Raw genomic sequence first — 21984 nt, forward strand, 5'->3', positions numbered from 1 at the left:
AGGTCGCGCAGCCCGCCCAGCTCGTGCGGCCGGGCCGGGGACGCGCCCCCGGTGAACGAGTCGGCGCTCAGGGCCGCTCTCCGCGCTTGACCCGCGGCTTCGGCAGGCGCAGCCGGCGCATCTGGAGGGACCGCATCAGCGCGTAGGCGACCGCGCCGCGGGTGTTCTCGTCCGGGAAGCGCTCCGCGAGCCGCTTCTTCAGCCGGAAGCCGCTCACCGCCGCGTCCAGCACGATCAGCACGATCACGATCAGCCACAGCAGCAGCGCCAGGCTCTGGATCGCCCCGACCCGCACCACGCTCAGCACCAGGATGATCACGGCGAGCGGCAGGAAGAACTCCGCCACGTTGAACCGCGAGTCGACCCAGTCCCGGGCGAACCGGCGGACCGGACCCTTGTCCCGGGCGGGCAGATAGCGCTCGTCCCCGTTGGCGAGCGCCTGGCGCTGCCGCTCCAGGGCCTGCCGCCGCTCCTCGCGCTGGCGCTTCGCGGCCTCCTTGCGGTTCGTCGGCGTATGGGCGACGCTGCGGCGCTGGGTACGGGCCTCACTGCGCTTGGGCGTGGGCCTGCCCTTGGGGGCCTGCGGGTCACGGGGCTGCTTGGAGTCGGTCACCGCCGCCTTGGTGGCGGGGGCCTTCTCTTCCTTGGCACGGCTACGGAACACAAATCCCAAGGGTAAGGGCTGCACCGGCATGGACCCAGCCCGGTGGGGAACGATCCGGCAACGCCGCTCGTCCGAAAAGGACAGAGGGGGACACGGAGCGGGCGGCGGTGGACCGGGGAGTGGGGTCGCCTACTCCTTGAGCGGGAGCGGAGCGGTCCGCAGTCGTTCTCGGGGAGGAGCGCATCGCCCCGCGAACAGTGCGGTAATGGAGACAGGGCCCGTACTGTGGGTCTTGTCGCAGGATCGGTGAGCTGGAGTCCGTCAGAAGGGGGCGCGCGAAGCCCATGAGCGGTGTCATGAAGCGTATGGGGATGATCTTCCGCGCGAAGGCGAACAAGGCCCTGGACCGGGCCGAGGACCCGCGCGAGACCCTCGACTACTCGTACCAGAAGCAGCTGGAGCTGCTGCAGAAGGTGCGGCGCGGCGTCGCCGACGTGGCGACCAGCCGCAAGCGCCTGGAGCTCCAGCTCGGCCAGCTCCAGCAGCAGTCCGCCAAGCTGGAGGACCAGGGCCGCAAGGCGCTCGCGCTCGGCCGGGAGGACCTGGCCCGCGAGGCGCTGTCCCGCAAGGCCGCGCTCCAGCAGCAGGTCACCGACCTGGAGTCGCAGCACGCCACCCTCCAGGGCGAGGAGGAGAAGCTGACCCTTGCGGCCCAGCGCCTCCAGGCCAAGGTGGACGCCTTCCGCACGAAGAAGGAGACCCTCAAGGCCACCTACACCGCCGCCCAGGCCCAGACCCGCATCGGCGAGGCGTTCTCCGGCATCTCCGAGGAGATGGGCGACGTCGGCCTCGCCATCCAGCGCGCCGAGGACAAGACCGCCCAGATGCAGGCCCGGGCCGGCGCCATCGACGAGCTGCTCGCCTCCGGCGCCCTGGACGACCCCTCCGGCATGCACAAGGACGACATCCAGGCCGAGCTGGACCGGCTCTCCGGTGGTACGGATGTAGAGCTGGAACTGCAGCGCATGAAGGCCGAGCTGGCCGGAGGCGCCCCGCAGCAGGCCATCGAGGGCGGCGGCGCCGGTCAGGGGCAGTCCCAGCAGCAGCCGCAGGACACCCCGCGCTTCGACAAGCAGTAGCCGGGCGCCGGGGCCCGAGCCGAGGAGGCCGACATGATCGTACGGATCATGGGGGAGGGCCAGGTGCGGGTGGACGACACCCACCTCGCCGAACTGAACAGGCTGGACGACGACCTGCTCGCCGAGATGGAGAGCGGCGACGAGGACGGCTTCCGCCGCACGCTCACCGCACTGCTGGACGCCGTCCGCCGCCTCGGCGCTCCGCTCCCGGACGCCGCGCTGGAACCGTCGGGCCTGATCCTGCCGTCGTCCGACGCGACCCTGGAAGAGGTCCGGGAGCTCCTGACCGACGAGGGCCTCATCCCGGGCTGACCGGGCCCGGCCCCCCGGACTAGGACTTGTACCGCGTCTCCAGGTGCAGGACGTACTCGCTCCTGGCGAGGTACCCGTCACCGTCGGCGTCGATCTCCGAGAACTCCGCCAGGGCCTCGTGCACGGGCTGCCCCTTGGCCTGCTGCCACGCCAGCCACTCGGCCACCGAGACCCTGCCGTCGCCGTCCTCGTCGGACATCTCCAGCACGGCGACCTCGAAGGGGATGGCGGTCCGCTCCAGGAACTCGGGGCGGCGGTAGGCGGTGACGAACTCGCGGGCCGAGACCGTGCCGTCCTGGTCGGCGTCCACCCCGGCGCGCAGTCCGTCCCAGAGCCGGTTGCTCAGGCCGGTGACCCGCCGCCAGCGCTCGCTGCCCGGGGCGGCGCCGGACCGCAGCAGCGTCGTCTGCACCAGCTGGTCGAGGTCCACCTGCGCGATCTTCCCGTCCCCGTCGGCGTCGAGCTGCCGGAACAGCGTCTGGAAGTAGTCGCGTTCGGCCTTGGTCACCATGGCTCTCACCCGTCCTCATGCGTCTCGCCGGTCACGTGTGACCTCAGAGTGCCGAAGGAGCCGAGCGCCGGAACGGGCGTTCACCCGGTGATCACCCGATCGGGCGACCCGGCGTCCTCCGGCCCGGGTCACGCGGCCCGAGGGGCGCCGTACTGTTCCTGGGTGAGCACTCTCGAACGCGCCTGGAGCGGTCTGAAGGCCCACCCCCTCGCCCTGGACGCCGCCCTGGCCGCCGGCGTCCTGGTGTGCATGGTCGCCGGCTCCTTCGTGGTGCCGAAGGACGGGCACGGCGTCACCTGGGGCGTGCGCACCCCGGACACCCTCAGCCTCCTGCTGATGCTGCTCGGCGCCGTCGCGCTGGTCTTCCGCCGCCGCCGGCCCCGCGCCGTACTCGCCGTCACCGGCACGCTCGCCGTGGTCGAGTGCGTCACCGGCGACCCGCGCGCCCCGGTCGCGATGTCCGCCGTCGTCGCCCTGTACACCGTCGCCGCGACCACCGACCGCCCCACCACCTGGCGGCTCGGCCTGCTCACCATGACCGTGCTGACGGCCGCCGCCATGCTCGCCGGCCCGCTGCCCTGGTACGCCCAGGAGAACCTGGGCGTGCTCGCCTGGACCGGCATCGGCGCCACCGCCGGGGACGCCGTGCGCAGCCGCCGCGCGGTCGTGCAGGCCATCCGCGACCGCGCCGAACGCGCCGAACGCACCCGGGAGGAGGAGGCCCGCCGAAGGGTCGCCGAGGAACGCCTGCGCATCGCCCGCGACCTGCACGACGTCGTCGCCCACCACATCGCCCTGGTGAACGTCCAGGCCGGGGTCGCCGCCCACGTCATGGACAAGCGGCCCGACCAGGCCAAGGAGGCCCTCGCCCACGTCCGCGAGGCCGGCCGCAGCGCGCTGAACGAACTGCGCGCCACCGTCGGCCTGCTGCGCCAGTCCGACGACCCCGAGGCGCCCACCGAGCCCGCCCCCGGCCTGAGCCGCCTGGCGGAGCTGGCGGCCACCTTCCGCAGCGCCGGCCTGCCGGTGGAGGTGGCCCGCACCGACCGGCCCGGCGAACTGCCCGCCGCCGTAGACCTGGCCGCCTACCGGATCGTGCAGGAGGCGCTGACCAACGTGCGCAAACACGCCGGTCCCGCGGCCCGGGCCGAGGTGAGCGTCGTCCGCGTCGGACCCCACCTGGAGGTCACCGTGCTGGACGACGGGGCGGGCGGGCCCGGCGCGCCCGAGGACGGCGGCGGGCACGGGCTGCTCGGCATGCGCGAGCGGGTCACCGCCCTCGGCGGCACCCTGACCACCGGACCCCGCCCCGGCGGCGGCTTCCGCGTCCATGCGATCCTGCCGGTCCACCCGACGACCGCCCAGGGGGAGCCCGCATGACCATCCGTGTCCTGCTCGCCGACGACCAGGCGCTGCTGCGCAGCGCGTTCCGGGTGCTGGTCGACTCCGAGCCCGGCATGGAGGTGGTGGGGGAGGCGTCCGACGGCGCGGAGGCGGTCCGGCTGGCCCGCGAGCACGCCCCCGACGTCGTCCTGATGGACATCCGGATGCCCGGCACCGACGGCCTCGCCGCCACCCGGCAGATCGGCGCCGACCCCACCCTGGACCGGGTCCGCGTGGTCATCCTGACCACCTTCGAGGTGGACGACTACGTGGTCCAGGCGCTGCGCGCCGGCGCCTCCGGCTTCCTCGGCAAGGGCAGCGAGCCGGAGGAGCTGCTGACCGCCATCCGCGTCGCGGCCGCCGGGGAGGCCCTGCTCTCACCGGCCGCCACCAAGGGCCTGATCGCCCGCTTCCTCGCCCAGGGCGACACCGGCGCCGTGCCCGACCCCGCCCGCGCCGAGCGGCTCGCCGCCCTCACCGGCCGGGAGCGGGAGGTCCTCGTCCAAGTGGCCGGCGGGCACTCCAACGACGAGATCGCCGAGCGCCTGGCGGTCAGCCCGCTGACGGTGAAGACGCACGTCAACCGGGCCATGGCCAAGCTGGGCGCGCGGGACCGGGCGCAGCTGGTGGTCATCGCCTACGAGTCGGGGCTGGTCCGTCCGAGGACGGACTGATCTCCACCCGCGTGTACCGGGCGGCGAAGCGGCGGCCGGACACGGAGCGGACGCCGGAGCCGGCCGGGGTCTGAGCCACGACAGTGAAGGGGGGCCGCACCCGAAGGCGCGGCCCCCCTTTCCGCGTACGGACGGCCGGAGGCTACGGCAGCGCCAGCATCCGCTCCAGCGCCAGCTTGGCGAACGTCTCCGTCTCCTTGTCGACCTCGATCCGGTTGACCAGGTTGCCCTCGGCCAGGGACTCCAGCGCCCAGACCAGGTGGGGCAGGTCGATGCGGTTCATGGTCGAGCAGAAGCAGACCGTGCGGTCGAGGAAGACGATCTCCTTGCCCTCGGGCGCGAACCGGTTCGCCAGCCGCCGGACCAGGTTCAGCTCGGTGCCGATGGCCCACTTGGAACCGGCCGGGGCGGCCTCCAGGGCCTTGATGATGTACTCGGTCGAGCCGACGTAGTCCGCCGCCGCCACGACCTCGTGCCGGCACTCCGGGTGGACCAGGACGTTCACCCCGGGGATGCGGGCGCGCACGTCGTTGACCGACTCCAGGCTGAACCGGCCGTGCACCGAGCAGTGGCCGCGCCACAGGATCATCTTCGCGGCCCGCAGCTCGTCGGCGGTCAGGCCGCCGTTCGGCTTGTGCGGGTTGTAGACCACGCAGTCGTCCAGGGACATCCCCATGTCCCGGACGGCGGTGTTGCGCCCCAGGTGCTGGTCCGGCAGGAAGAGCACCTTCTCCCCCTGCTCGAACGCCCAGTCCAGCGCCCGCTTGGCGTTGGACGAGGTGCAGATCGTGCCGCCGTGCTTGCCGGTGAAGGCCTTGATGTCGGCGGAGGAGTTCATGTACGAGACCGGGACGACCTGCTCGGCGATCCCGGCCTCGGTGAGCACGTCCCAGCACTCGGCGACCTGCTCGGCGGTCGCCATGTCCGCCATGGAGCAGCCGGCGGCCAGGTCGGGCAGGACCACCTTCTGGTCGTCGGACGTCAGGATGTCCGCCGACTCGGCCATGAAGTGCACACCGCAGAAGACGATGTACTCGGCCTCCGGGCGCGCGGCGGCGTCCCGGGCCAGCTTGAAGGAGTCACCCGTGACATCGGCGAACTGGATGACCTCGTCGCGCTGGTAGTGGTGGCCGAGCACGAAGACCTTGTCGCCGAGCTTCTCCTTGGCCGCGCGGGCGCGTGCGACCAGGTCGGGGTCGGACGGCGACGGCAGGTCGCCGGGACACTCGACGCCCCGCTCGCTCTTCGGGTCGGCCTCGCGGCCGAGCAGCAGCAGGGCGAGCGGACTCGGCTGCACGTCGAGCTCCGGGGTCTGGGCGGTGGTCACGACACGCACCCTTTCTACTTTTCGTCTAACTGACGCTATCTATCATAACCGGTTCATGTCACTTTGACGATGGCCATAGCGTCGATGTGACGTGAATCCCGCCGGGGCGCCTCTCCGGGCCGCTGTCCCACCGGCGGGCCATGTGCGAGCATGAGGAAGCGACAGGAAACGCGACAACGCGATTGCCCGGCCCGGAATGAATCCGCGGAAGCGCCGGTTGCACTCGTCGGCAAGCAGTCTCCGTACAACCCGGGAGAGATGTAGATGTCCGTATCGGACGAGACCACCACCGTCACCGACGGCATCATCCTGACCGACGCCGCCGCGGCCAAGGTCAAGGCCCTGCTCGACCAGGAAGGCCGCGACGACCTCGCGCTGCGCGTCGCCGTCCAGCCCGGCGGCTGCTCCGGCCTGCGCTACCAGCTCTTCTTCGACGAGCGCTCGCTCGACGGCGACGTCGTGAAGGACTTCGGCGGGGTCAAGGTCGTCACGGACCGCATGAGCGCTCCGTACCTGGGCGGCGCCACCGTCGACTTCGTGGACACGATCGAGAAGCAGGGCTTCACGATCGACAACCCGAACGCGACCGGCTCCTGCGCCTGCGGCGACTCCTTCAGCTGAGCCGAGCCGACACCGGACGGTGAAGGCGGCGGTCCCCTCCACGGGGGCCGCCGCCTTCGTCCGTCGGGAACCGGTGGACCTTCCGGGAACCGGAGGACCTTCGTCCGTCAGGAAGCCGCCTCGGGGATCTCCCGGCCGTCCGCGCCGGTCACCGTCCGCCCGTTCAGCGGTGCGTCCAGCGTCACGGTCCGCACGTGCTCCTTGGCGATCATCACGCACATCCGGTCCGGCCAAGCCCTCTCGGTGACCGTCACCGTCACCCGGTCGCCGCTCTCCCGCGCCGAGACCCGGTGGTCGGCGCACACCCCGCCCGCGAACCGCACGCTCAGCCTCCGCCCGTCCGCCGAGTACGAGGTCACCGGCCCGCTCCCGCTCTTCCCGGACGGCGCCGGCGCGGAGGAGACGGACGCGGACGCCAGGTACGCCGGGTCGACCGCCGGATACGTCACCGTGACCGCCTCGCCCCCACCGGCCCCCCGCACCCGGAACAGCCAGGACGGCACCAGAGTCTGCCGCCCGCCCACGGAGTGCGCGGCCAGCCCGAACACCGCCTCGTCCACGGTGACCGTCCCCCGCGTCCGCTTCGGCACCCCCGTGGACGCTCCGCACGGCTCCTCCAGCCGGTCCTTCAGCGGCACCGGGCTCGCGCACCCGCCGATCCCCGCCCGGTGGCCGCCCCCGGCCGTCCCGTTCATCAGCTCCAGCACGCGCGCCGCGCCCAGCACCGGATACGTGTCCCCCTTCACCGGCGCCGCCAGCACTCCGTGACCGGCGAGCAACTCGCCCCCGCGGCCGACGGTCAGGCCGGTCGTCCAGCCGTACGTGGGCAGCCCGCCCACCACCGGGTCGGCGGTCACCACCCGCCCGCCGCCCGTCACCCGGCTCGCGTCGGTCCGCGCGCCCTCCAGTCCGGCCGCCTCCAGCACCGGCTTCGCCGCCCGCTCGGCGTCGGCCACGCTCACCGGACCGCCGGCCGGGGTGCCCGGGTCCGGGGAGCAGACGGTCACCTTGCGGCAGTCGTCGGTGCCGGGCGCGTACCGGCTGTACGTCCAGCCGCCCGGGGCGTCCCGACGCACCGTCAGGGAAGGCCCGAAGCCGTCCTGGCCGCCGACCCGCCAGCTCCGTCCCCCGGCCACCGGGGTCCCGTCCATGCCGAGCGCCCGCGCCAGGCGTGCCACCCGCTCCCGGCCGACCTCGGCCCCCGGCTCGTACACCGGTGCCGAGCCGGGTCCCTCCGGCAGCTCCCCGGCGGCCACGTACCGGGCGCCGGACGGGTCGGGCTCGCCGGGCGCGATACCGCCGGAACCGGAACCGGAACCGGAACCGGAACCGGTGCCCGTGCCGGAACCGGTCCAGCCGTCCAGGACGAGCGGCGGGGGAGTACGGGCCCCCGCGGGCGCGGCCGGGTCGTCCGTGGACTCGCCCTGGCCGCCGGCCCCCAGGTAGGCCCCGGCGCCGCCGACGAGCAGCACGGCGGCGGTGGCGACGGAGACGACGAGCGCGGTGGGGCGCCGCCTCGTCCGCCCGGTCCCGTGGCGCTCCGGGGCGCTGTCAGGGTGCTCGGTGTTCACCGCATCGCTCCTCGCTGGTCGTGTCCCGCGCCCCCCGCGCGGGGGACGGCGATGGGACGCGGAACGGCGGCGCGCGGTTCCCGGGCCCTCGCCCCGGGTCAGTCGCCGTAGTCCGACATCGCGTCCAGCAGCCGGGCGGACCGCGCCGGCACGGACACCCCGTGGATGCGGGACGGGGACACCGGACGGGACTCGGCCCGCTCCGGGGCCGCCCAGTGCGGAACCATCCGGGCGCAGTCGCCCCACAGGGAGGCGAGGCCGCCGTCGGGCTCGGCCGGGGCGGAGAAGTGGACCTCGGGGTTCGTCATGAGCGCACCGTACGCACGGCACGGGCCGCGAAGAAAGATCTACTATCGGGTAGTTTCGTCAGCTTCAGCGAGGGCGGCCGAACCGGTAGCGTGAACTGTCAACCCAGCCTCCCCAGGAGAATCCCCGTCGTGCGCATCGCAGTCACCGGCTCCATCGCCACCGACCACCTCATGACCTTCCCCGGCCGCTTCGCCGACCAGTTCGTCGCGGACCAGCTGCACACGGTTTCGCTCTCCTTCCTGGTCGACAACCTCGACGTCCGCCGCGGTGGCGTCGCCGCCAACATCGCCTTCGGCATGGGCCAGCTCGGCACCCGCCCGATCCTGGTCGGCGCCGCCGGCTTCGACTTCGACGAATACCGGGCCTGGCTCGACCGGCACGGTGTGGACACCGACTCGGTCCGCATCTCCGAGACCCTGCACACCGCCCGCTTCGTGTGCACCACCGACGCCGACCACAACCAGATCGGCTCCTTCTACACCGGCGCGATGAGCGAGGCCCGCCTCATCGAGCTGAAGACCGTCGCGGACCGCGTCGGCGGCCTCGACCTGGTCCTCATCGGCGCCGACGACCCCGAGGCGATGCTCCGCCACACCGAGGAGTGCCGCTCCCGGAACATCCCGTTCGCCGCCGACTTCTCCCAGCAGATCGCCCGCATGGAGGGCGAGGAGATCCGGATACTGCTGGAGGGCGCGACCTACCTCTTCTCCAACGAGTACGAGAAGGGGCTCATCGAGTCCAAGACCGGCTGGAGCGACGCGGAGATCCTCTCCAAGGTCGGCCACCGGGTCACCACCCTCGGCTCGCGGGGCGTGCGCATCGAGCGGACCGGCGCGGACCCGATCGAGGTCGGCGTCCCCGAGGAGGACCGCAAGGCCGACCCCACGGGCGTCGGCGACGCCTTCCGCGCCGGGTTCCTGTCCGGCCTGGCCTGGGGCGTCTCGCTGGAGCGCGCGGCGCAGATCGGCTGCATGCTCGCCACGCTGGTCATCGAGACCGTGGGGACGCAGGAGTACCAGCTGCGGCGGACCCACTTCATGGAGCGGTTCGTGAAGGCGTACGGCGACGAGGCGGGGGAGGAAGTCCGGACCCACCTCGCCTGAGGTCTCCCGGGCGTTCAGCTCACCCGGCGGACCAGGTACGCCGTACCCCGCTCCGCCGGTTCCTCGCCCACGTACTCCTGCCCCCGCATCTGGCACCACGCCGAGATGTCCAGGCGGGCGGCCTCGTCGTCCGACAGGACCCGTACGAGCCCGCCCACCGGGACCCCGCCGAACACCTTCGCCAGTTCGATGACCGGGATCGGGCAGCGCTTGCCGAGGGAGTCGACGACCAGCTCCGCCGCCCGGACGGCCGTCGCCGGGGCCGGTGCGCCCAGCTTCTCCCGGACGCCCGCCACCGCCCCCGGCAGCACCTGAAGGAACCGCTCCACGTCCTCCTCCGCCGTGCCGGGCGGCAGCGACACCCGGACGTTGCCCTCGCTCAGCACCCCCATCGCCCTCAGCACATGGCTGGGCGTCAGTGTGCCGGACGTGCACGAGGAGCCGGAGGAGACCGAGAAGCCGGCCCGGTCCAGCTCGTGCAGCAGGGCCTCGCCGTCGACGTAGAGGCAGGAGAAGGTGACGATCCCGGGCAGCCGGCGCCCGGCGTCGCCGACCACCTCCACGTCCGGCACCAGCTCCGGCACCCGGGCCCGGATCCGCTCCGTCAGCTCCCGCAGCCGTACCGCCTCCCGGGCCGCCTCGGCCCGTACCGCGCGCAGCGAGGCCACGGCCGCCACGATGCCCGGGATGTTCTCGAAACCGGGCGCCCGGCCCGACTCCCGCTCGTCCACCGGCCCTTGGGCGGCGAACCGCACCCCCTTGCGGACGGCGAGCAGCCCGACCCCCGAGGGCCCGCCCCACTTGTGCGCGCTGGCCGTCAGCAGCGACCAGTCGCCCCCGACCGGCCCCCAGCCCAGCGACTGCGCCGCGTCCACCAGCAGCGGCACCCCGGCGGCCCGGCACACCTCGGCCACCTCGGCCACCGGCTGCTCGGTGCCCACCTCGTGGTTGGCCGACTGGAGGCAGGCCAGCGCGGTGTCGGCCCGGAGCGCCTCCGCGTACCCCGAAGGGTCGACGGCTCCCGCCCGGTTGACGGCCACCTGGGTGACGGTCCCGCCGTCCGCCTCCCACACCTCCGCCGAATGGAGTACGGAGGAATGTTCGACGGCTGACACGATCAGGTGGCGTCCCACCCGTCGCCGCCCGGCCAACGCCCCCGCGATACCGGTGTGTACGGCCCGCGTCCCGGACGGCGTGAACACCACCTCGTCGGCCCGGCAGCCGACGGCCTCCGCGGCCGCCTCCCGGGCCGCGTCCAGCAACATCCGAGCCTTGCGCCCCTCCCGGTACAGCCGCGCGGGATCGGCCCATCCTTCATCCAGGGAGGCCAACAGAGCTTGTCGGGCAACAGGGTGAAGAGGAACGGCGGAGGCAGCGTCAAAGTAGGCCATACGGCAACGCTAAACCGCCGGTCAGGGCAGCGCCCCGAAGGGGCGCGGGGAACGGCGCGACCAGCCACAACGCACCCGCAGCCGCCAATCAAGCGAACCACCCCACCTAGTAGGCACCCCTCCTCGCGAACCCTCGGAGAGGGTGGGCTAGGGTTTGGTCCGCATAAACATCCAAACCCCTGCCCGACGCAGGGCGGCGACCGACCAGCGAGAAGGCCGCAGCCGACCGCGCGGGCGAGACTCTCGGGAAGGCGCTACGTGAGTCCCAACGGCTCCGACCGCTCGCCGCGGCGCCCGATGCGGCGGAAGCTGCTGCAGGCACTGACCGCGGGCCTGGTCCTGGCGACCGCAACCGGTTGCACATACAAGGACTTCCCCCGCCTTGGCATGCCCACCCCGACCACGGAAGAGGCTCCGCGGATCCTCTCCCTGTGGCAGGGCTCCTGGGCTGCCGCGCTCGCCGTCGGCGTGCTGGTGTGGGGCCTGATCCTGTGGAGTGCTTTCTTCCACCGGCGCAGCCGCACCAAGGTCGAGGTTCCTCCGCAGACCCGGTACAACATGCCGATCGAGGCCCTGTACACCGTGGTCCCGATCATCATCATCTCGGTGCTCTTCTACTTCACGGCCCGGGACGAGTCGAAGCTCCTGGACACCTCCAAGAAGCCCGACGTCACGGTCAACGTGGTCGGCTTCCAGTGGAGCTGGGGCTTCAACTACATCGAGAACGTCCCCGGTTCCACCGGCGATGCCAAGACCGACAAGAACCTGGACGCCATTCCGGACCGGTTCAAGAAGGAATTCCCGGCGAACGCCGGCGGCGTCTACGACGTCGGTACGCCCGGCACGCGGAACCCGCAGACGAACAACCCCGGTCCGACGCTCTGGCTCCCCAAGGGCAAGACGGTCCGCTTCGTCCTGACCTCGCGTGACGTCATCCACTCCTTCTGGGTGGTGCCGTTCCTCATGAAGCAGGACGTCATCCCGGGCCACACCAACGCCTTCCAGGTGACCCCCAACCAGGAGGGCACCTTCCTCGGCAAGTGCGCCGAGCTCTGCGGCGTCGACCACTCCCGGATGCTGTTCAACGTGAAGGTCGTCTCCCCCGAGCGTTACGAGCAGCACCTCAAGGACCTCGCCAAGAAGGGGCAGACCGGTTACATTCCCGCCGGCATCGCGCAGACGAGCCACGAGAAGAACCGGGAGACGAACAACCTGTGAGCATCCTCAACGAACCCCAGGGTGCCGCGGCAGCTGAAGGCTCGTACGCCGACGAGCTGCCGGTCAGGCGCAAGCAACCCGGCAATGTCGTGGTGAAGTGGCTGACGACCACCGACCACAAGACGATCGGCACGCTGTATCTGGCGACGTCGTTCGCGTTCTTCCTGATCGGTGGCGTGATGGCGCTCGTCATGCGCGCCGAGCTGGCCCGTCCGGGCCTGCAGATCATGTCGAACGAGCAGTTCAACCAGGCGTTCACGATGCACGGCACGATCATGCTGCTGATGTTCGCGACGCCGCTGTTCGCCGGTTTCGCGAACTGGATCATGCCGCTCCAGATCGGCGCGCCCGACGTGGCGTTCCCGCGGCTGAACATGTTCGCCTACTGGCTGTACCTGTTCGGCTCGCTCATCGCGGTGGCCGGCTTCCTCACCCCGCAGGGTGCCGCCGACTTCGGCTGGTTCGCCTACTCCCCGCTGTCGGACGCGGTCCGCTCGCCGGGCGTCGGCGCCGACATGTGGATCATGGGTCTGGCCTTCTCCGGCTTCGGCACGATCCTCGGCTCGGTCAACTTCATCACCACGATCATCTGCATGCGTGCCCCGGGCATGACCATGTTCCGCATGCCGATCTTCGTGTGGAACGTGCTGCTGACCGGTGTGCTGGTCCTGCTGGCCTTCCCGGTGCTGGCCGCCGCGCTGTTCGCCCTGGAGGCGGACCGTAAGTTCGGCGCCCACATCTTCGACGCGGCCAACGGCGGCGCACTGCTGTGGCAACACCTCTTCTGGTTCTTCGGACACCCAGAGGTGTACATCATCGCCCTGCCGTTCTTCGGCATCATCTCCGAAGTCATCCCGGTGTTCTCCCGCAAGCCGATGTTCGGCTACATGGGCCTGATCGCCGCGACGATCGCGATCGCCGGTCTGTCCGTGACCGTGTGGGCCCACCACATGTACGTCACCGGCGGGGTGTTGCTGCCCTTCTTCTCCTTCATGACCTTCCTGATCGCCGTGCCGACCGGTGTGAAGTTCTTCAACTGGATCGGCACGATGTGGAAGGGCTCGCTGTCCTTCGAGACGCCGATGCTCTGGGCCACCGGCTTCCTGATCACCTTCACGTTCGGTGGTCTGACCGGTGTCATCCTGGCCTCGCCGCCGATGGACTTCCACGTCTCCGACTCGTACTTCGTGGTGGCCCACTTCCACTACGTGGTCTTCGGTACGGTCGTCTTCGCCATGTTCTCCGGCTTCCACTTCTGGTGGCCGAAGTGGACCGGCAAGATGCTGGACGAGCGCCTCGGCAAGATCACCTTCTGGACGCTGTTCATCGGCTTCCACGGCACCTTCCTGGTCCAGCACTGGCTGGGCGCCGAGGGCATGCCGCGCCGGTACGCCGACTACCTGAACGCCGACGGCTTCACCGCGCTGAACACGGTGTCGACCATCAGCTCCTTCCTGCTCGGCCTGTCGATCCTGCCGTTCCTCTACAACGTCTGGAAGACGGCCAAGTACGGCAAGCCGGTCGGCGTGGACGACCCGTGGGGCTACGGCCGCTCCCTGGAGTGGGCGACCTCCTGCCCGCCGCCGCGGCACAACTTCCTCACCCTGCCGCGGATCCGCAGCGAATCCCCGGCGTTCGATCTGCACCACCCCGAGATCGCCGCGCTCGAGCAGCTCGAGCACGCCGGTCACGGCACCGCCGTCGCGGGCAGCAAGGAGGCCGGCAAGTGAAGATCCAGGGTCGGATGTTCATCTGGCTGAGCGTCTTCATCCTGATCATGGCCATCGTGTATGGCGTGTGGTCGAAGGAGCCGGCCGGTACCACCGCGCTCTTCCTGGCCTTCGGCCTGGCCGTCATGATCGGCTTCTACCTGGGCTTCACCGCCCGGCGGGTCGACGCGGGCGCCCAGGACGACAAGGAGGCCGACGTCGCGGACGACGCGGGCGAGCTGGGCTTCTTCAGCCCGCACAGCTGGCAGCCGCTCATGCTGGGCTTCGGCGGCGCGATCGCCTTCCTCAGCATCGCGGTCGGCTGGTGGCTGATCTACTTCTCCGCCCCGTTCATCCTGATCGGCCTGTTCGGTTGGGTGTTCGAGTACTACCACGGTGAGAACCGGACCCAGTAGGGCGCCGGACGCACCGGGAGCCCGGACCTTCCTCACGGAGGGTCCGGGCTCTCCTCGTTTGCCGGAGCATCGTTCGCTCGGATGAATGACCCACCGTGCCGGTAATCATTTGATCTCATAACGTGATCGCATGAACCACACTGTGCGGACCCGTACCGTCGTCGGCTGCACCCTGCTGGTGATTGCCCTCGGGGCGGGCGTCACCGCCTGCGGTTCGGACGGCAACCCCCTGTCGGCCAGGCCGTACGACGCAGCGGACCTGATCTCCTTCAACGGCCCCACCGAAGCGGGCAAGCGAGCCGACCCGGACAAGCCCCTGGAGGTCACCGCCAACAGCGGTGAGGGCCGGATCACGGACGTCACCGCCCGGGACTCCACAGGGCGCTATGTGACGGGCGAACTGGCCGCCGACGGCAGCCGCTGGCACAGCACCTCCCCGCTGGCCGCCGGCGCCCACTACACGGTCACGGTGAGCACCGAGGACGAGGACGGCGCGCCCGGCCGCAAGACCCTCGCGTTCGACACCGGCGAGCCCGCCGGCAAGAAGCGCCTGAACGTCGCCTTCGGGCCGGGCGCGGGCACCTACGGCGTCGGACAGCCCATCACGGCCCAACTGGACCAGGGGGTCAAGGACAAGGCGCAGCGCGCCGTCGTGGAGCGTGCCCTGCGGGTGGAGTCCCTGCCGGCCGTGCCGGGCTCCTGGTACTGGGTGAACGACAAGGAACTCCACTACCGGCCCAAGGAGTACTGGCCGGCCCACGCGACCATCCGGGTGCACAGCAACCTGGAGGGCGTCCGCGTGGGCGACCGGCTGTGGGGCGCGAAGTCGAAGCCGCTGAAGATCACCACGGGGGACAAGGTCGAGGTCGTCGCGGACGCCGCCGCCCACCAGCTGACGTACTACAGGAACGACCAGCCCATCGAGCAGATCCCGGTCACCGCCGGCAAGGCGGGCTTCGAGACCCGCAACGGCGTCAAGGTCGTACTGGAGAAGCAGTACTTCGTACGGATGCGCGGCACCACCGTCGGCATCGCCGAGGGCACCTCGGACTCCTACGACCTGCCGGTGTACTACGCCACCCGGGTCACCTGGTCCGGCGAGTACGTCCACGCCGCGCCCTGGTCCGTCGGCTCGCAGGGCTACGAGAACGTCAGCCACGGCTGCGTCGGGATGAGCACGTCCAACGCCGAGTGGCTCTACGACAACATCCGCGAGGGCGACATCGTCAAGGTCGTCAACTCCCAGGGCCAGACCATGGAGCCCTTCGGCAACGGCTTCGGCGACTGGAACGTCGACTGGAAGAAGTGGCGCACGGGCAGCGCCCTGACGAACAAGGCCCCGGACGGCCCGCCCCCGGCAGAGGCGGTGCGCCTACAGCCGAGGGCCGCGTAAGCGCCCCGAGAGGGGCGCGGGGAACGGCGCGAGAAGGCCCCACCGGCCCGCACTCGCGCACGCTCCTCCGCGCCCCGAGCTCCCAGGCGCTACCGGCCCCCCTCCTACGCGCCCACAAGCCTCTTCTGGCGCAGCAGAGAGGCCAGTGCGGAGGCGAACTCCACGGGGTCCACCGGCAGCGTCACAGCCGCGTCCGCGCGGCTCCACGTGGCCAGCCACGCGTCCTGCGGCCGTCCCATGAGCAGCAGCACCGGCGGGCAGCCGAACACCTCGTCCTTGATCTGCCGGCACACGCCCATGCCGCCCATCGGCACGGCCTCGCCGTCCAGCACGCAGACGTCGATGCCCCCCTTGTCCAGCTCCCGCACCACCGCGTCGGGGGTGGCGCACTCCACGAACTCCACCAGGGGCACGTCGGGGGCGGGCCGGCGCCCGGCGGCCAGCCGTACTTGCTCGCGAGTGTTGGAGTCGTCGCTATAGACCAGCACCGTGGCGGTCGGCTGCATTGTTCCTCCGGGACGTCGGCGTCGTACGGACGGGACGGGCAGGGCCGTCTGGGCGGATGCTACTCCCCCGAACACCACGTCAGCACCGGTTCGGCGGGCGGCAACACTCCGAACGGCACCCCCCGGAGTGAGCGCGAGATAAGCGACCGACATAATGTCGGTCGTGGCGACAGCAACGACAGTAGAAACCGGGCACGCGCACCCGTCGGTCAATAGGCCGAACCTCACCAGCGTCGGAACCATCATCTGGCTGAGTTCCGAGCTGATGTTCTTCGCGGCCCTCTTCGCGATGTACTTCACCCTCCGGTCGGTGACCGGACCGGATCACTGGAAGGAGATGGCGCACGCGCTCAACGTGCCCTTCTCCGCGACGAACACCACGATCCTGGTGCTCTCCTCCCTCACCTGCCAGCTCGGCGTGTTCGCCGCCGAGCGCGGCGATGTGAAGAAGCTCCGTGGCTGGTTCATCATCACCTTCATCATGGGTGCGATCTTCATCGGCGGTCAGATCTACGAGTACACCGAGCTGGTGAAGAAGGACGGCATCTCGCTGTCCTCGGACCCGTACGGCTCGGTGTTCTACCTGACCACCGGCTTCCACGGCCTGCACGTGACGGGCGGCCTCATCGCCTTCCTGCTGGTCCTCGGCCGTACCTACATGGCCAAGAGGTTCACTCACGAGCAGGCGACCGCCGCCATCGTCGTGTCCTACTACTGGCACTTCGTCGATGTCGTCTGGATCGGCCTCTTCGCCACGATCTACCTGATCAAGTAGCGGGATCGCTCCCGCACATCCAGAAGCACCGACGCAGAAGATCCTGACACCGGGGTAATCCGTGAAAAAGCTCTCCGCACGACGACGCCATCCGCTGGCGGCGGTCGTCGTCCTACTCCTCGCGCTGGCGGCCACTGGGGGGCTGTACGCCGCGTTCGCGCCCGCGGGCAAGGCGCAGGCCGATGAATCCTCCCAGTCCCTGACCATCAAGGAGGGCAAGAAGCTCTACGAGGTCGGCTGCGCCAGCTGCCACGGCACCGGTGGCCAGGGCTCCTCCGACGGCCCGAGCCTCGTCGGCGTCGGCGCCGCGGCCGTCGACTTCCAGGTCGGCACCGGCCGTATGCCCGCCGCGACCTCGCAGGGCGCCCAGGTCCCGCGCAAGAAGCCCACCTACACGCAGGCCCAGATCGACCAGCTCGCCGCGTACGTCGCGTCGCTGGGTGCCGGCCCGAGCGTGCCCACCAAGCAGCAGTACGGCCCCGACGGCGCGGACATCGCCAAGGGCGGCGAGCTGTTCCGCACCAACTGCGCGCAGTGCCACAACTTCACCGGCAAGGGCGGTGCCCTGACCAAGGGCAAGTTCGCCCCGACGCTGGAGGGTGTCGCTCCGAAGCACATCTACGAGGCCATGCAGACCGGCCCGCAGAACATGCCGTCCTTCCCCGACACCACGATGTCGGAGAAGAACAAGAAGGACATCATCGCGTACCTGAACGCGGTCAACGGTGACAAGACGGAGAACCCGGGTGGTCTGGAGCTGGGCGGCCTCGGGCCGGTCAGTGAGGGTCTGTTCGGCTGGATCTTCGGCCTCGGCACGCTGATCGCGGTCGCCGTCTGGGTCGCCGCTCGGACCGCAAAGGCCAAGAAGTCATGAGTAGCCAAGACATTCCTGAAGAGAACCTGCCCGCTGAGCAGGACCACGCGCACGGCGCGGTAGCGACCGCGGACGAGGAGAACCCGTTCGCGGACCCGGGGCTGCCGCCGCACGAGCACCGGATCCAGGACATCGACGAGCGGGCCGCCAAGCGGTCCGAGCGCGCGGTGGCGTTCCTGTTCACGGTGTCGATGCTGGCCACCATCGGCTTCATCGTCTCGTACCTGGCGATCCCGAACGACAAGTCGATCTTCGTCTTCCCGATCGGGCACCTGAGCGCGATGAACTTCGCGCTGGGCCTGACGCTGGGTGTGGCGCTGTTCTGCATCGGCGCGGGCGCGGTCCACTGGGCGCGCACCCTGATGTCGGACGTGGAGGTCGCCGACGACCGGCACCCGATCGAGGCCACGCCGGAGGTGCGGGCCAAGGTCCACGCGGACTTCCGCCAGGGTGCCGCGGAGTCCGGGTTCGGCCGCCGCAAGCTGATCCGCAACACCATGTTCGGCGCGATGGCGCTGGTGCCGCTCTCCGGCGTGATGCTGCTGGGCGGCCTGGGCCCGGCGCCGAAGACGAAGCTGCGGCACACGATGTGGGCCAAGGGCAAGCGCCTGGTCAACATGAACACCGGCCAGCCGCTGCGTCCGGAGGACGTGGCCGTCGGCTCGCTGACCTTCGCCATGCCCGACGGGATGTCGGAGCACGACGAGGACTTCCAGAACGAGATCGCCAAGGCGGCGCTGATGATCGTGCGGCTCCAGCCGGACGACATCAAGGACAAGCGTGAGCTCGACTGGTCGCACCAGGGCGTCGTCGCCTACTCGAAGATCTGCACCCACGTGGGCTGCCCGATCTCGCTGTACGAGCAGCAGACGCACCACGTGCTGTGCCCGTGCCACCAGTCCACCTTCGACCTCACCGACGGCGCCCGAGTGATCTTCGGCCCCGCCGGCCACGCCCTGCCGCAGCTGCGCATCGGCGTGGACAGTGAGGGTTACCTCCAGGCGCTCGGCGACTTCGAGGAGCCCGTCGGTCCTGCTTTCTGGGAGCGCGGATGACTACTGCACCGAACGAACAGTCCCGCTCTCGCGGGAAGGCACCGGCCGGCGAGCGCGTCGCCGACTGGGCCGACGGCCGGCTCGGGATCTACTCCCTGGCCAAGGCCAACATGCGCAAGATCTTCCCCGACCACTGGTCGTTCATGTTGGGCGAAGTGTGCATGTACAGCTTCATCATCATCATCCTGACGGGTGTGTATCTGACGCTGTTCTTCCACCCGTCGATGAACGAGGTGGAGTACCACGGAAGCTACGTCCCGATGCAGGGACAGCTGATGTCCGAGGCGTTCAACTCGACCCTGCACATCTCCTTCGACGTGCGCGGTGGTCTGCTGATCCGGCAGATCCACCACTGGGGCGCGGTGGTCTTCCTCGCCGGCATGTTCGTGCACATGATGCGCGTGTTCTTCACCGGCGCGTTCCGCAAGCCGCGTGAGGTCAACTGGCTGTTCGGCTTCCTGCTGTTCGTCCTCGGCATGTTCACCGGCTTCACCGGCTACTCGCTCCCGGACGACCTGCTCTCCGGCACCGGTGTGCGCATCGCCGAGGGTCTGGTGCTGTCCGTGCCGATCGTCGGTACGTACCTGTCGTTCTTCCTCTTCGGCGGGGAGTTCCCCGGCCACGACTTCGTGGCCCGGTTCTACTCGATCCACATCCTGCTGCTGCCGGGCATCATGCTGGGCCTGATGGTGGCCCACCTGATCCTGGTCTTCTACCACAAGCACACGCAGTTCGCGGGCCCCGGCAAGACCGAGAAGAACGTCGTCGGCATGCCGCTGCTGCCGGTCTACATGGCCAAGGCCGGAGGCTTCTTCTTCCTGGTCTTCGGTGTCCTGGCGGTGCTGGCCGCGGTCGCGCAGATCAACCCGATCTGGGCGATGGGCCCCTACCGTCCGGACCAGGTGTCCACCGGCGCCCAGCCCGACTGGTACATGGGCTTCTCCGAGGGCTTCGTGCGTGTGATGCCGGGCTGGGAGATCAACGTCGCGGGCCACACGCTGGTCCTCGGTGTGCTCATCCCGCTGGCCGTCTTCGGTCTGATGCTGGTCTCGATCGCGGTCTACCCGTTCATCGAGTCCTGGATCACCGGCGACAAGCGCGAGCACCACATCCTGGACCGTCCGCGCAACGCCCCGACGCGCACCGCTCTCGGTGTCGCCTGGCTGACGTTCTTCGCGATGGCCATGGTGGGTGGCGGCAACGACCTGTGGGCGACGCACTTCCACCTGTCGGTCAACGCCGTCACGTACTTCGTCCGGATCTTCCTGTTCGCGGGCCCGGTCATCGCGTACATCGTCACCAAGCGGATCTGCCTCGGCCTCCAGCGCCGCGACCGCGAGAAGGTGCTGCACGGCCGCGAGACCGGCATCATCAAGCGCCTGCCGCACGGTGAGTTCATCGAGGTGCACGAGCCGCTCAGCCAGGAGCAGCTGCACACGCTCACCGCGCACGAGCAGTACAAGCCGGCCGAGATCGGCCCGACGGTCGACGAGAACGGTGTGGAGCGCAAGGTCCCGGCCTCGCAGAAGCTGCGGGCGAAGCTGTCCAACGCCTACTACGGCGAGCAGGCCCAGATCCCGAAGCCGAGGGCGGAGGAGTACAAGGAGATCACGAGCGGCCACGGCCACCACTGATCCGCCGTTACTGATCGCCACGCAGGCGGCCCCACGGACCCGGTCCGTGGGGCCGCCCTTTTGTGTACGGGATGTGTCGGCGGTTATCGACCCGTTATACGGCTGTCGCCGGATCGAGGCTATGATCACATTGTCGTGATCTTGAGCCGGGGCCAGAAGCCCGTACGGGCCGCCCACGGCGTGATAATGGGGGAGTCACTGATGGCAGAACCTGCCGAGCCCGAATTCTTCTTCGATCCGACCGATCCCGGCTTCCGCCGGAACCCCTACCCGGTCTACGCGAAGCTCCGGGACGAGCACCCTCTCCTCGCGGGCCCGCTCAACTCCTGGGTGGTCAGCCGCTACGAGGACGTCGAGGCCCTGCTGCGTGACCGCCGGCTCGGCAAGGACCTCGGGGGCACCCAGTTCTTCGCCCAGGTGGCCGGCGCCGGCCCCGACGAGGAGCCGCCGCCCTTCCTCGGCCTCGGCCTCGACGGCTGGGACGCCAACCTCTTCCGGCTGCTGGACCCGCCGGACCACACCAAGCTGCGCAACCTCGTCGCCGCGCCGTTCACCCCGTCCGCGGTGGAGGCGCTGATCAAGTCCGTCACCGCGGTCGTGGACGACCTGCTGGCGGACCTCCCCGAGCGGTTCGACGTCATGGAGGTGCTGGCCTCCCAGCTGCCCGTGCGCGTGCTCGGCGACATGATGGGCATCGACCGCGAGGACCAGAAGCTCCTCGCCGCCTGGTCGACGGAGATCGCGCACATCCTGGAGCTGGGCGCCGCGCCGTCGGAGGACGTGGCGATCGCCTGCCAGCGCGCGGTGGCGCAGTGCACCGAGTACTTCGTCAAGGTGCTCCAGGAGCGCGAGGGCGGCGACGGCACCGACCTGATCACCGAGCTGACCCGGGCCGGCGAGACCATCGAGGGCCTGACGATCCACCAGGTCGCCGCGGTGTGCGTGCTGCTCATCGTGCCCGGCCTGGACACCTTCGCCAACCTCATCGGCAACGCCGCGGTCATCCTGGCCGAGCACCCGGACGTGCTGGAGCGGCTCGCCGCCGACCCCTCCCTCGCCGACGACGTGCTGGACGAGGTGCTGCGCCTGGAGCCGCCCACGCACGCCTCCTGGCGCGTGGTCAACGAGCCGGTCACCCTGCACGGCCGGACCATGGAGCCCGGCGCCGTGGTGCTGCTGATGCTGGCCGCGGCCAACCGCGACGAGCGGGCCTTCGAGAACGCCGACACCCTGGCGCTCGGCAAGCACGGCCGCAGGCACCTGTCGTTCGGCCGCGGCATCCACTACTGCCTCGGCGACAACCTCTCCCGCCTGATGGCCAAGGAGGCGCTGATCGGGCTCGCCAAGCGCTGTGCCTCGATCAAGCCGGACGACGACGAGGTCGCGCTGAAGCCCGGCCTGTGGCTGCGCGGCCCGGCCCGGCTCCCCGTCACCACGACTCCGAGGGTGGGCTGATCCG

At 70.4% G+C, this 21984-nt stretch carries 22 protein-coding genes; 15 read left to right on the plus strand and 7 right to left on the minus strand.

Annotated features, from left to right (window positions below; genetic code table 11):
* Positions 1-67: 67 nt before the first annotated feature.
* Complete coding sequence (locus ACSURM_RS26415) at positions 68-664, minus strand: DUF3043 domain-containing protein (RefSeq protein WP_436958241.1); 597 nt, start codon at positions 662-664, stop codon at positions 68-70.
* A gap of 284 nt (positions 665-948) precedes the next feature.
* On the opposite strand from ACSURM_RS26415, the gene ACSURM_RS26420 reads away from it, so the two are divergent.
* The gene (locus tag ACSURM_RS26420; protein WP_436958242.1) at positions 949-1743 is read left to right on the plus strand and encodes a PspA/IM30 family protein; all 795 of its coding nucleotides are present in this window, start codon (positions 949-951) and stop codon (positions 1741-1743) included.
* Positions 1744-1776: 33 nt separating this feature from the next.
* Positions 1777-2055 carry a PspA-associated protein PspAA gene (gene pspAA, locus ACSURM_RS26425; RefSeq protein WP_436958243.1) on the plus strand — a complete coding sequence of 93 codons (279 nt, stop codon included), beginning with the start codon at positions 1777-1779 and terminating at the stop codon, positions 2053-2055.
* Positions 2056-2074: 19 nt separating this feature from the next.
* On the opposite strand, the gene ACSURM_RS26430 is transcribed toward pspAA, so the two are convergent.
* On the minus strand, positions 2075-2566 hold the full coding sequence (locus tag ACSURM_RS26430; protein ID WP_436958244.1) for an EF-hand domain-containing protein: 492 nt from the start codon (positions 2564-2566) through the stop codon (positions 2075-2077).
* Positions 2567-2728: 162 nt separating this feature from the next.
* Between ACSURM_RS26430 and ACSURM_RS26435 the strand changes: the two genes are divergently transcribed.
* Both ACSURM_RS26435 and ACSURM_RS26440 read left to right on the plus strand, forming a co-directional pair.
* Positions 2729-3946: a sensor histidine kinase gene (locus tag ACSURM_RS26435; RefSeq protein ID WP_436958245.1), complete on the plus strand. Its 1218-nt coding sequence runs from the start codon at positions 2729-2731 to the stop codon at positions 3944-3946.
* On the plus strand, positions 3943-4623 hold the full coding sequence (locus tag ACSURM_RS26440; RefSeq protein ID WP_436958246.1) for a response regulator: 681 nt from the start codon (positions 3943-3945) through the stop codon (positions 4621-4623). Before ACSURM_RS26435 ends, ACSURM_RS26440 begins: the two co-directional genes overlap by 4 nt.
* A 142-nt stretch (positions 4624-4765) precedes the next feature.
* On the opposite strand, the gene nadA is transcribed toward ACSURM_RS26440, so the two are convergent.
* Positions 4766-5950, minus strand: a complete 1185-nt coding sequence (gene nadA / locus ACSURM_RS26445) for a quinolinate synthase NadA (RefSeq protein WP_436958247.1) — start codon at positions 5948-5950, stop codon at positions 4766-4768.
* Positions 5951-6214: 264 nt separating this feature from the next.
* On the opposite strand from nadA, the gene ACSURM_RS26450 reads away from it, so the two are divergent.
* Positions 6215-6571, plus strand: coding sequence for an iron-sulfur cluster assembly accessory protein (locus tag ACSURM_RS26450; protein WP_030340884.1), 357 nt, complete (start codon positions 6215-6217; stop codon positions 6569-6571).
* Between the two features lie 107 nt (positions 6572-6678).
* Here ACSURM_RS26450 and ACSURM_RS26455 read toward each other — a convergent pair whose 3' ends face one another.
* The gene (locus ACSURM_RS26455; protein WP_436958248.1) at positions 6679-8142 is read right to left on the minus strand and encodes a hypothetical protein; all 1464 of its coding nucleotides are present in this window, start codon (positions 8140-8142) and stop codon (positions 6679-6681) included.
* A gap of 98 nt (positions 8143-8240) precedes the next feature.
* Positions 8241-8450, minus strand: coding sequence for a hypothetical protein (locus ACSURM_RS26460; protein ID WP_436958249.1), 210 nt, complete (start codon positions 8448-8450; stop codon positions 8241-8243).
* A gap of 129 nt (positions 8451-8579) precedes the next feature.
* Here ACSURM_RS26460 and ACSURM_RS26465 point away from each other — a divergent pair, with 129 nt between their 5' ends.
* Positions 8580-9554: a carbohydrate kinase family protein gene (locus ACSURM_RS26465; protein WP_436958250.1), complete on the plus strand. Its 975-nt coding sequence runs from the start codon at positions 8580-8582 to the stop codon at positions 9552-9554.
* A gap of 14 nt (positions 9555-9568) precedes the next feature.
* Here ACSURM_RS26465 and ACSURM_RS26470 read toward each other — a convergent pair whose 3' ends face one another.
* Positions 9569-10945, minus strand: a complete 1377-nt coding sequence (locus tag ACSURM_RS26470; protein WP_436958251.1) for a cysteine desulfurase/sulfurtransferase TusA family protein — start codon at positions 10943-10945, stop codon at positions 9569-9571.
* 258 nt (positions 10946-11203) lie between these two features.
* Here ACSURM_RS26470 and ctaC point away from each other — a divergent pair, with 258 nt between their 5' ends.
* From ctaC to ACSURM_RS26490, 4 genes are all read left to right on the plus strand, one after another.
* Complete coding sequence (gene ctaC / locus ACSURM_RS26475) at positions 11204-12163, plus strand: aa3-type cytochrome oxidase subunit II (RefSeq protein WP_391337388.1); 960 nt, start codon at positions 11204-11206, stop codon at positions 12161-12163.
* A complete protein-coding gene (ctaD, locus tag ACSURM_RS26480; protein WP_436958252.1) occupies positions 12160-13893 on the plus strand; it encodes an aa3-type cytochrome oxidase subunit I in 1734 nt (577 codons plus the stop codon). Before ctaC ends, ctaD begins: the two co-directional genes overlap by 4 nt.
* Positions 13890-14288 (plus strand): cytochrome c oxidase subunit 4, encoded by a 399-nt coding sequence (locus ACSURM_RS26485; RefSeq protein ID WP_030616654.1) that lies wholly within the window; start codon positions 13890-13892, stop codon positions 14286-14288. The genes ctaD and ACSURM_RS26485 overlap by 4 nt, the downstream gene beginning before the upstream one ends.
* A 130-nt stretch (positions 14289-14418) precedes the next feature.
* On the plus strand, positions 14419-15681 hold the full coding sequence (locus ACSURM_RS26490; RefSeq protein ID WP_436958253.1) for an Ig-like domain-containing protein: 1263 nt from the start codon (positions 14419-14421) through the stop codon (positions 15679-15681).
* A gap of 104 nt (positions 15682-15785) precedes the next feature.
* Here the strand turns inward: ACSURM_RS26490 and ACSURM_RS26495 are convergent, their stop codons facing one another.
* Positions 15786-16187, minus strand: coding sequence for a hypothetical protein (locus ACSURM_RS26495; RefSeq protein ID WP_436958254.1), 402 nt, complete (start codon positions 16185-16187; stop codon positions 15786-15788).
* 154 nt (positions 16188-16341) lie between these two features.
* On the opposite strand from ACSURM_RS26495, the gene ctaE reads away from it, so the two are divergent.
* The 5 genes from ctaE to ACSURM_RS26520 all read left to right on the plus strand — a co-directional run bounded on the left by ctaE (position 16342) and on the right by ACSURM_RS26520 (position 21980).
* A complete protein-coding gene (gene ctaE / locus ACSURM_RS26500) occupies positions 16342-16962 on the plus strand; it encodes an aa3-type cytochrome oxidase subunit III (RefSeq protein ID WP_030783240.1) in 621 nt (206 codons plus the stop codon).
* A gap of 61 nt (positions 16963-17023) precedes the next feature.
* Positions 17024-17836: a cytochrome bc1 complex diheme cytochrome c subunit gene (gene qcrC, locus ACSURM_RS26505; RefSeq protein WP_189752509.1), complete on the plus strand. Its 813-nt coding sequence runs from the start codon at positions 17024-17026 to the stop codon at positions 17834-17836.
* Entirely contained in the window at positions 17833-18891 is a 1059-nt protein-coding gene (qcrA, locus tag ACSURM_RS26510; RefSeq protein ID WP_359042591.1) for a cytochrome bc1 complex Rieske iron-sulfur subunit, read from the plus strand. Before qcrC ends, qcrA begins: the two co-directional genes overlap by 4 nt.
* A complete protein-coding gene (qcrB, locus tag ACSURM_RS26515) occupies positions 18888-20525 on the plus strand; it encodes a cytochrome bc1 complex cytochrome b subunit (RefSeq protein WP_436958255.1) in 1638 nt (545 codons plus the stop codon). The genes qcrA and qcrB overlap by 4 nt, the downstream gene beginning before the upstream one ends.
* A 201-nt stretch (positions 20526-20726) precedes the next feature.
* The gene (locus tag ACSURM_RS26520) at positions 20727-21980 is read left to right on the plus strand and encodes a cytochrome P450 (RefSeq protein WP_436958256.1); all 1254 of its coding nucleotides are present in this window, start codon (positions 20727-20729) and stop codon (positions 21978-21980) included.
* The last annotated feature ends 4 nt before the right edge of the window (positions 21981-21984 follow it).

It is taken from the genome of Streptomyces sp. SudanB182_2057, from assembly GCF_964272715.1.
GTDB classification, from domain to species: Bacteria; Actinomycetota; Actinomycetes; order Streptomycetales; family Streptomycetaceae; genus Streptomyces; species Streptomyces rubradiris.

Excerpts from the sequence above, each read along its gene's own strand:
- ctaE (WP_030783240.1), top strand. The coding sequence starts at position 16,342 with ATGTCGGTCGTGGCGACAGCAACGACAGTAGAAACCGGGCACGCGCAC.
- pspAA (WP_436958243.1), top strand. The coding sequence starts at position 1,777 with ATGATCGTACGGATCATGGGGGAGGGCCAGGTGCGGGTGGACGACACC.
- qcrB (WP_436958255.1), top strand. The coding sequence starts at position 18,888 with ATGACTACTGCACCGAACGAACAGTCCCGCTCTCGCGGGAAGGCACCG.
- ACSURM_RS26490 (WP_436958253.1), top strand. The coding sequence starts at position 14,419 with ATGAACCACACTGTGCGGACCCGTACCGTCGTCGGCTGCACCCTGCTG.
- ACSURM_RS26420 (WP_436958242.1), top strand. The coding sequence starts at position 949 with ATGAGCGGTGTCATGAAGCGTATGGGGATGATCTTCCGCGCGAAGGCG.
- ACSURM_RS26520 (WP_436958256.1), top strand. The coding sequence starts at position 20,727 with ATGGCAGAACCTGCCGAGCCCGAATTCTTCTTCGATCCGACCGATCCC.
- ACSURM_RS26450 (WP_030340884.1), top strand. The coding sequence starts at position 6,215 with ATGTCCGTATCGGACGAGACCACCACCGTCACCGACGGCATCATCCTG.
- ACSURM_RS26460 (WP_436958249.1), bottom strand. The coding sequence starts at position 8,450 with ATGACGAACCCCGAGGTCCACTTCTCCGCCCCGGCCGAGCCCGACGGC.
- ACSURM_RS26430 (WP_436958244.1), bottom strand. The coding sequence starts at position 2,566 with ATGGTGACCAAGGCCGAACGCGACTACTTCCAGACGCTGTTCCGGCAG.
- qcrA (WP_359042591.1), top strand. The coding sequence starts at position 17,833 with ATGAGTAGCCAAGACATTCCTGAAGAGAACCTGCCCGCTGAGCAGGAC.
- ACSURM_RS26495 (WP_436958254.1), bottom strand. The coding sequence starts at position 16,187 with ATGCAGCCGACCGCCACGGTGCTGGTCTATAGCGACGACTCCAACACT.
- ACSURM_RS26470 (WP_436958251.1), bottom strand. The coding sequence starts at position 10,945 with ATGGCCTACTTTGACGCTGCCTCCGCCGTTCCTCTTCACCCTGTTGCC.
- ACSURM_RS26440 (WP_436958246.1), top strand. The coding sequence starts at position 3,943 with ATGACCATCCGTGTCCTGCTCGCCGACGACCAGGCGCTGCTGCGCAGC.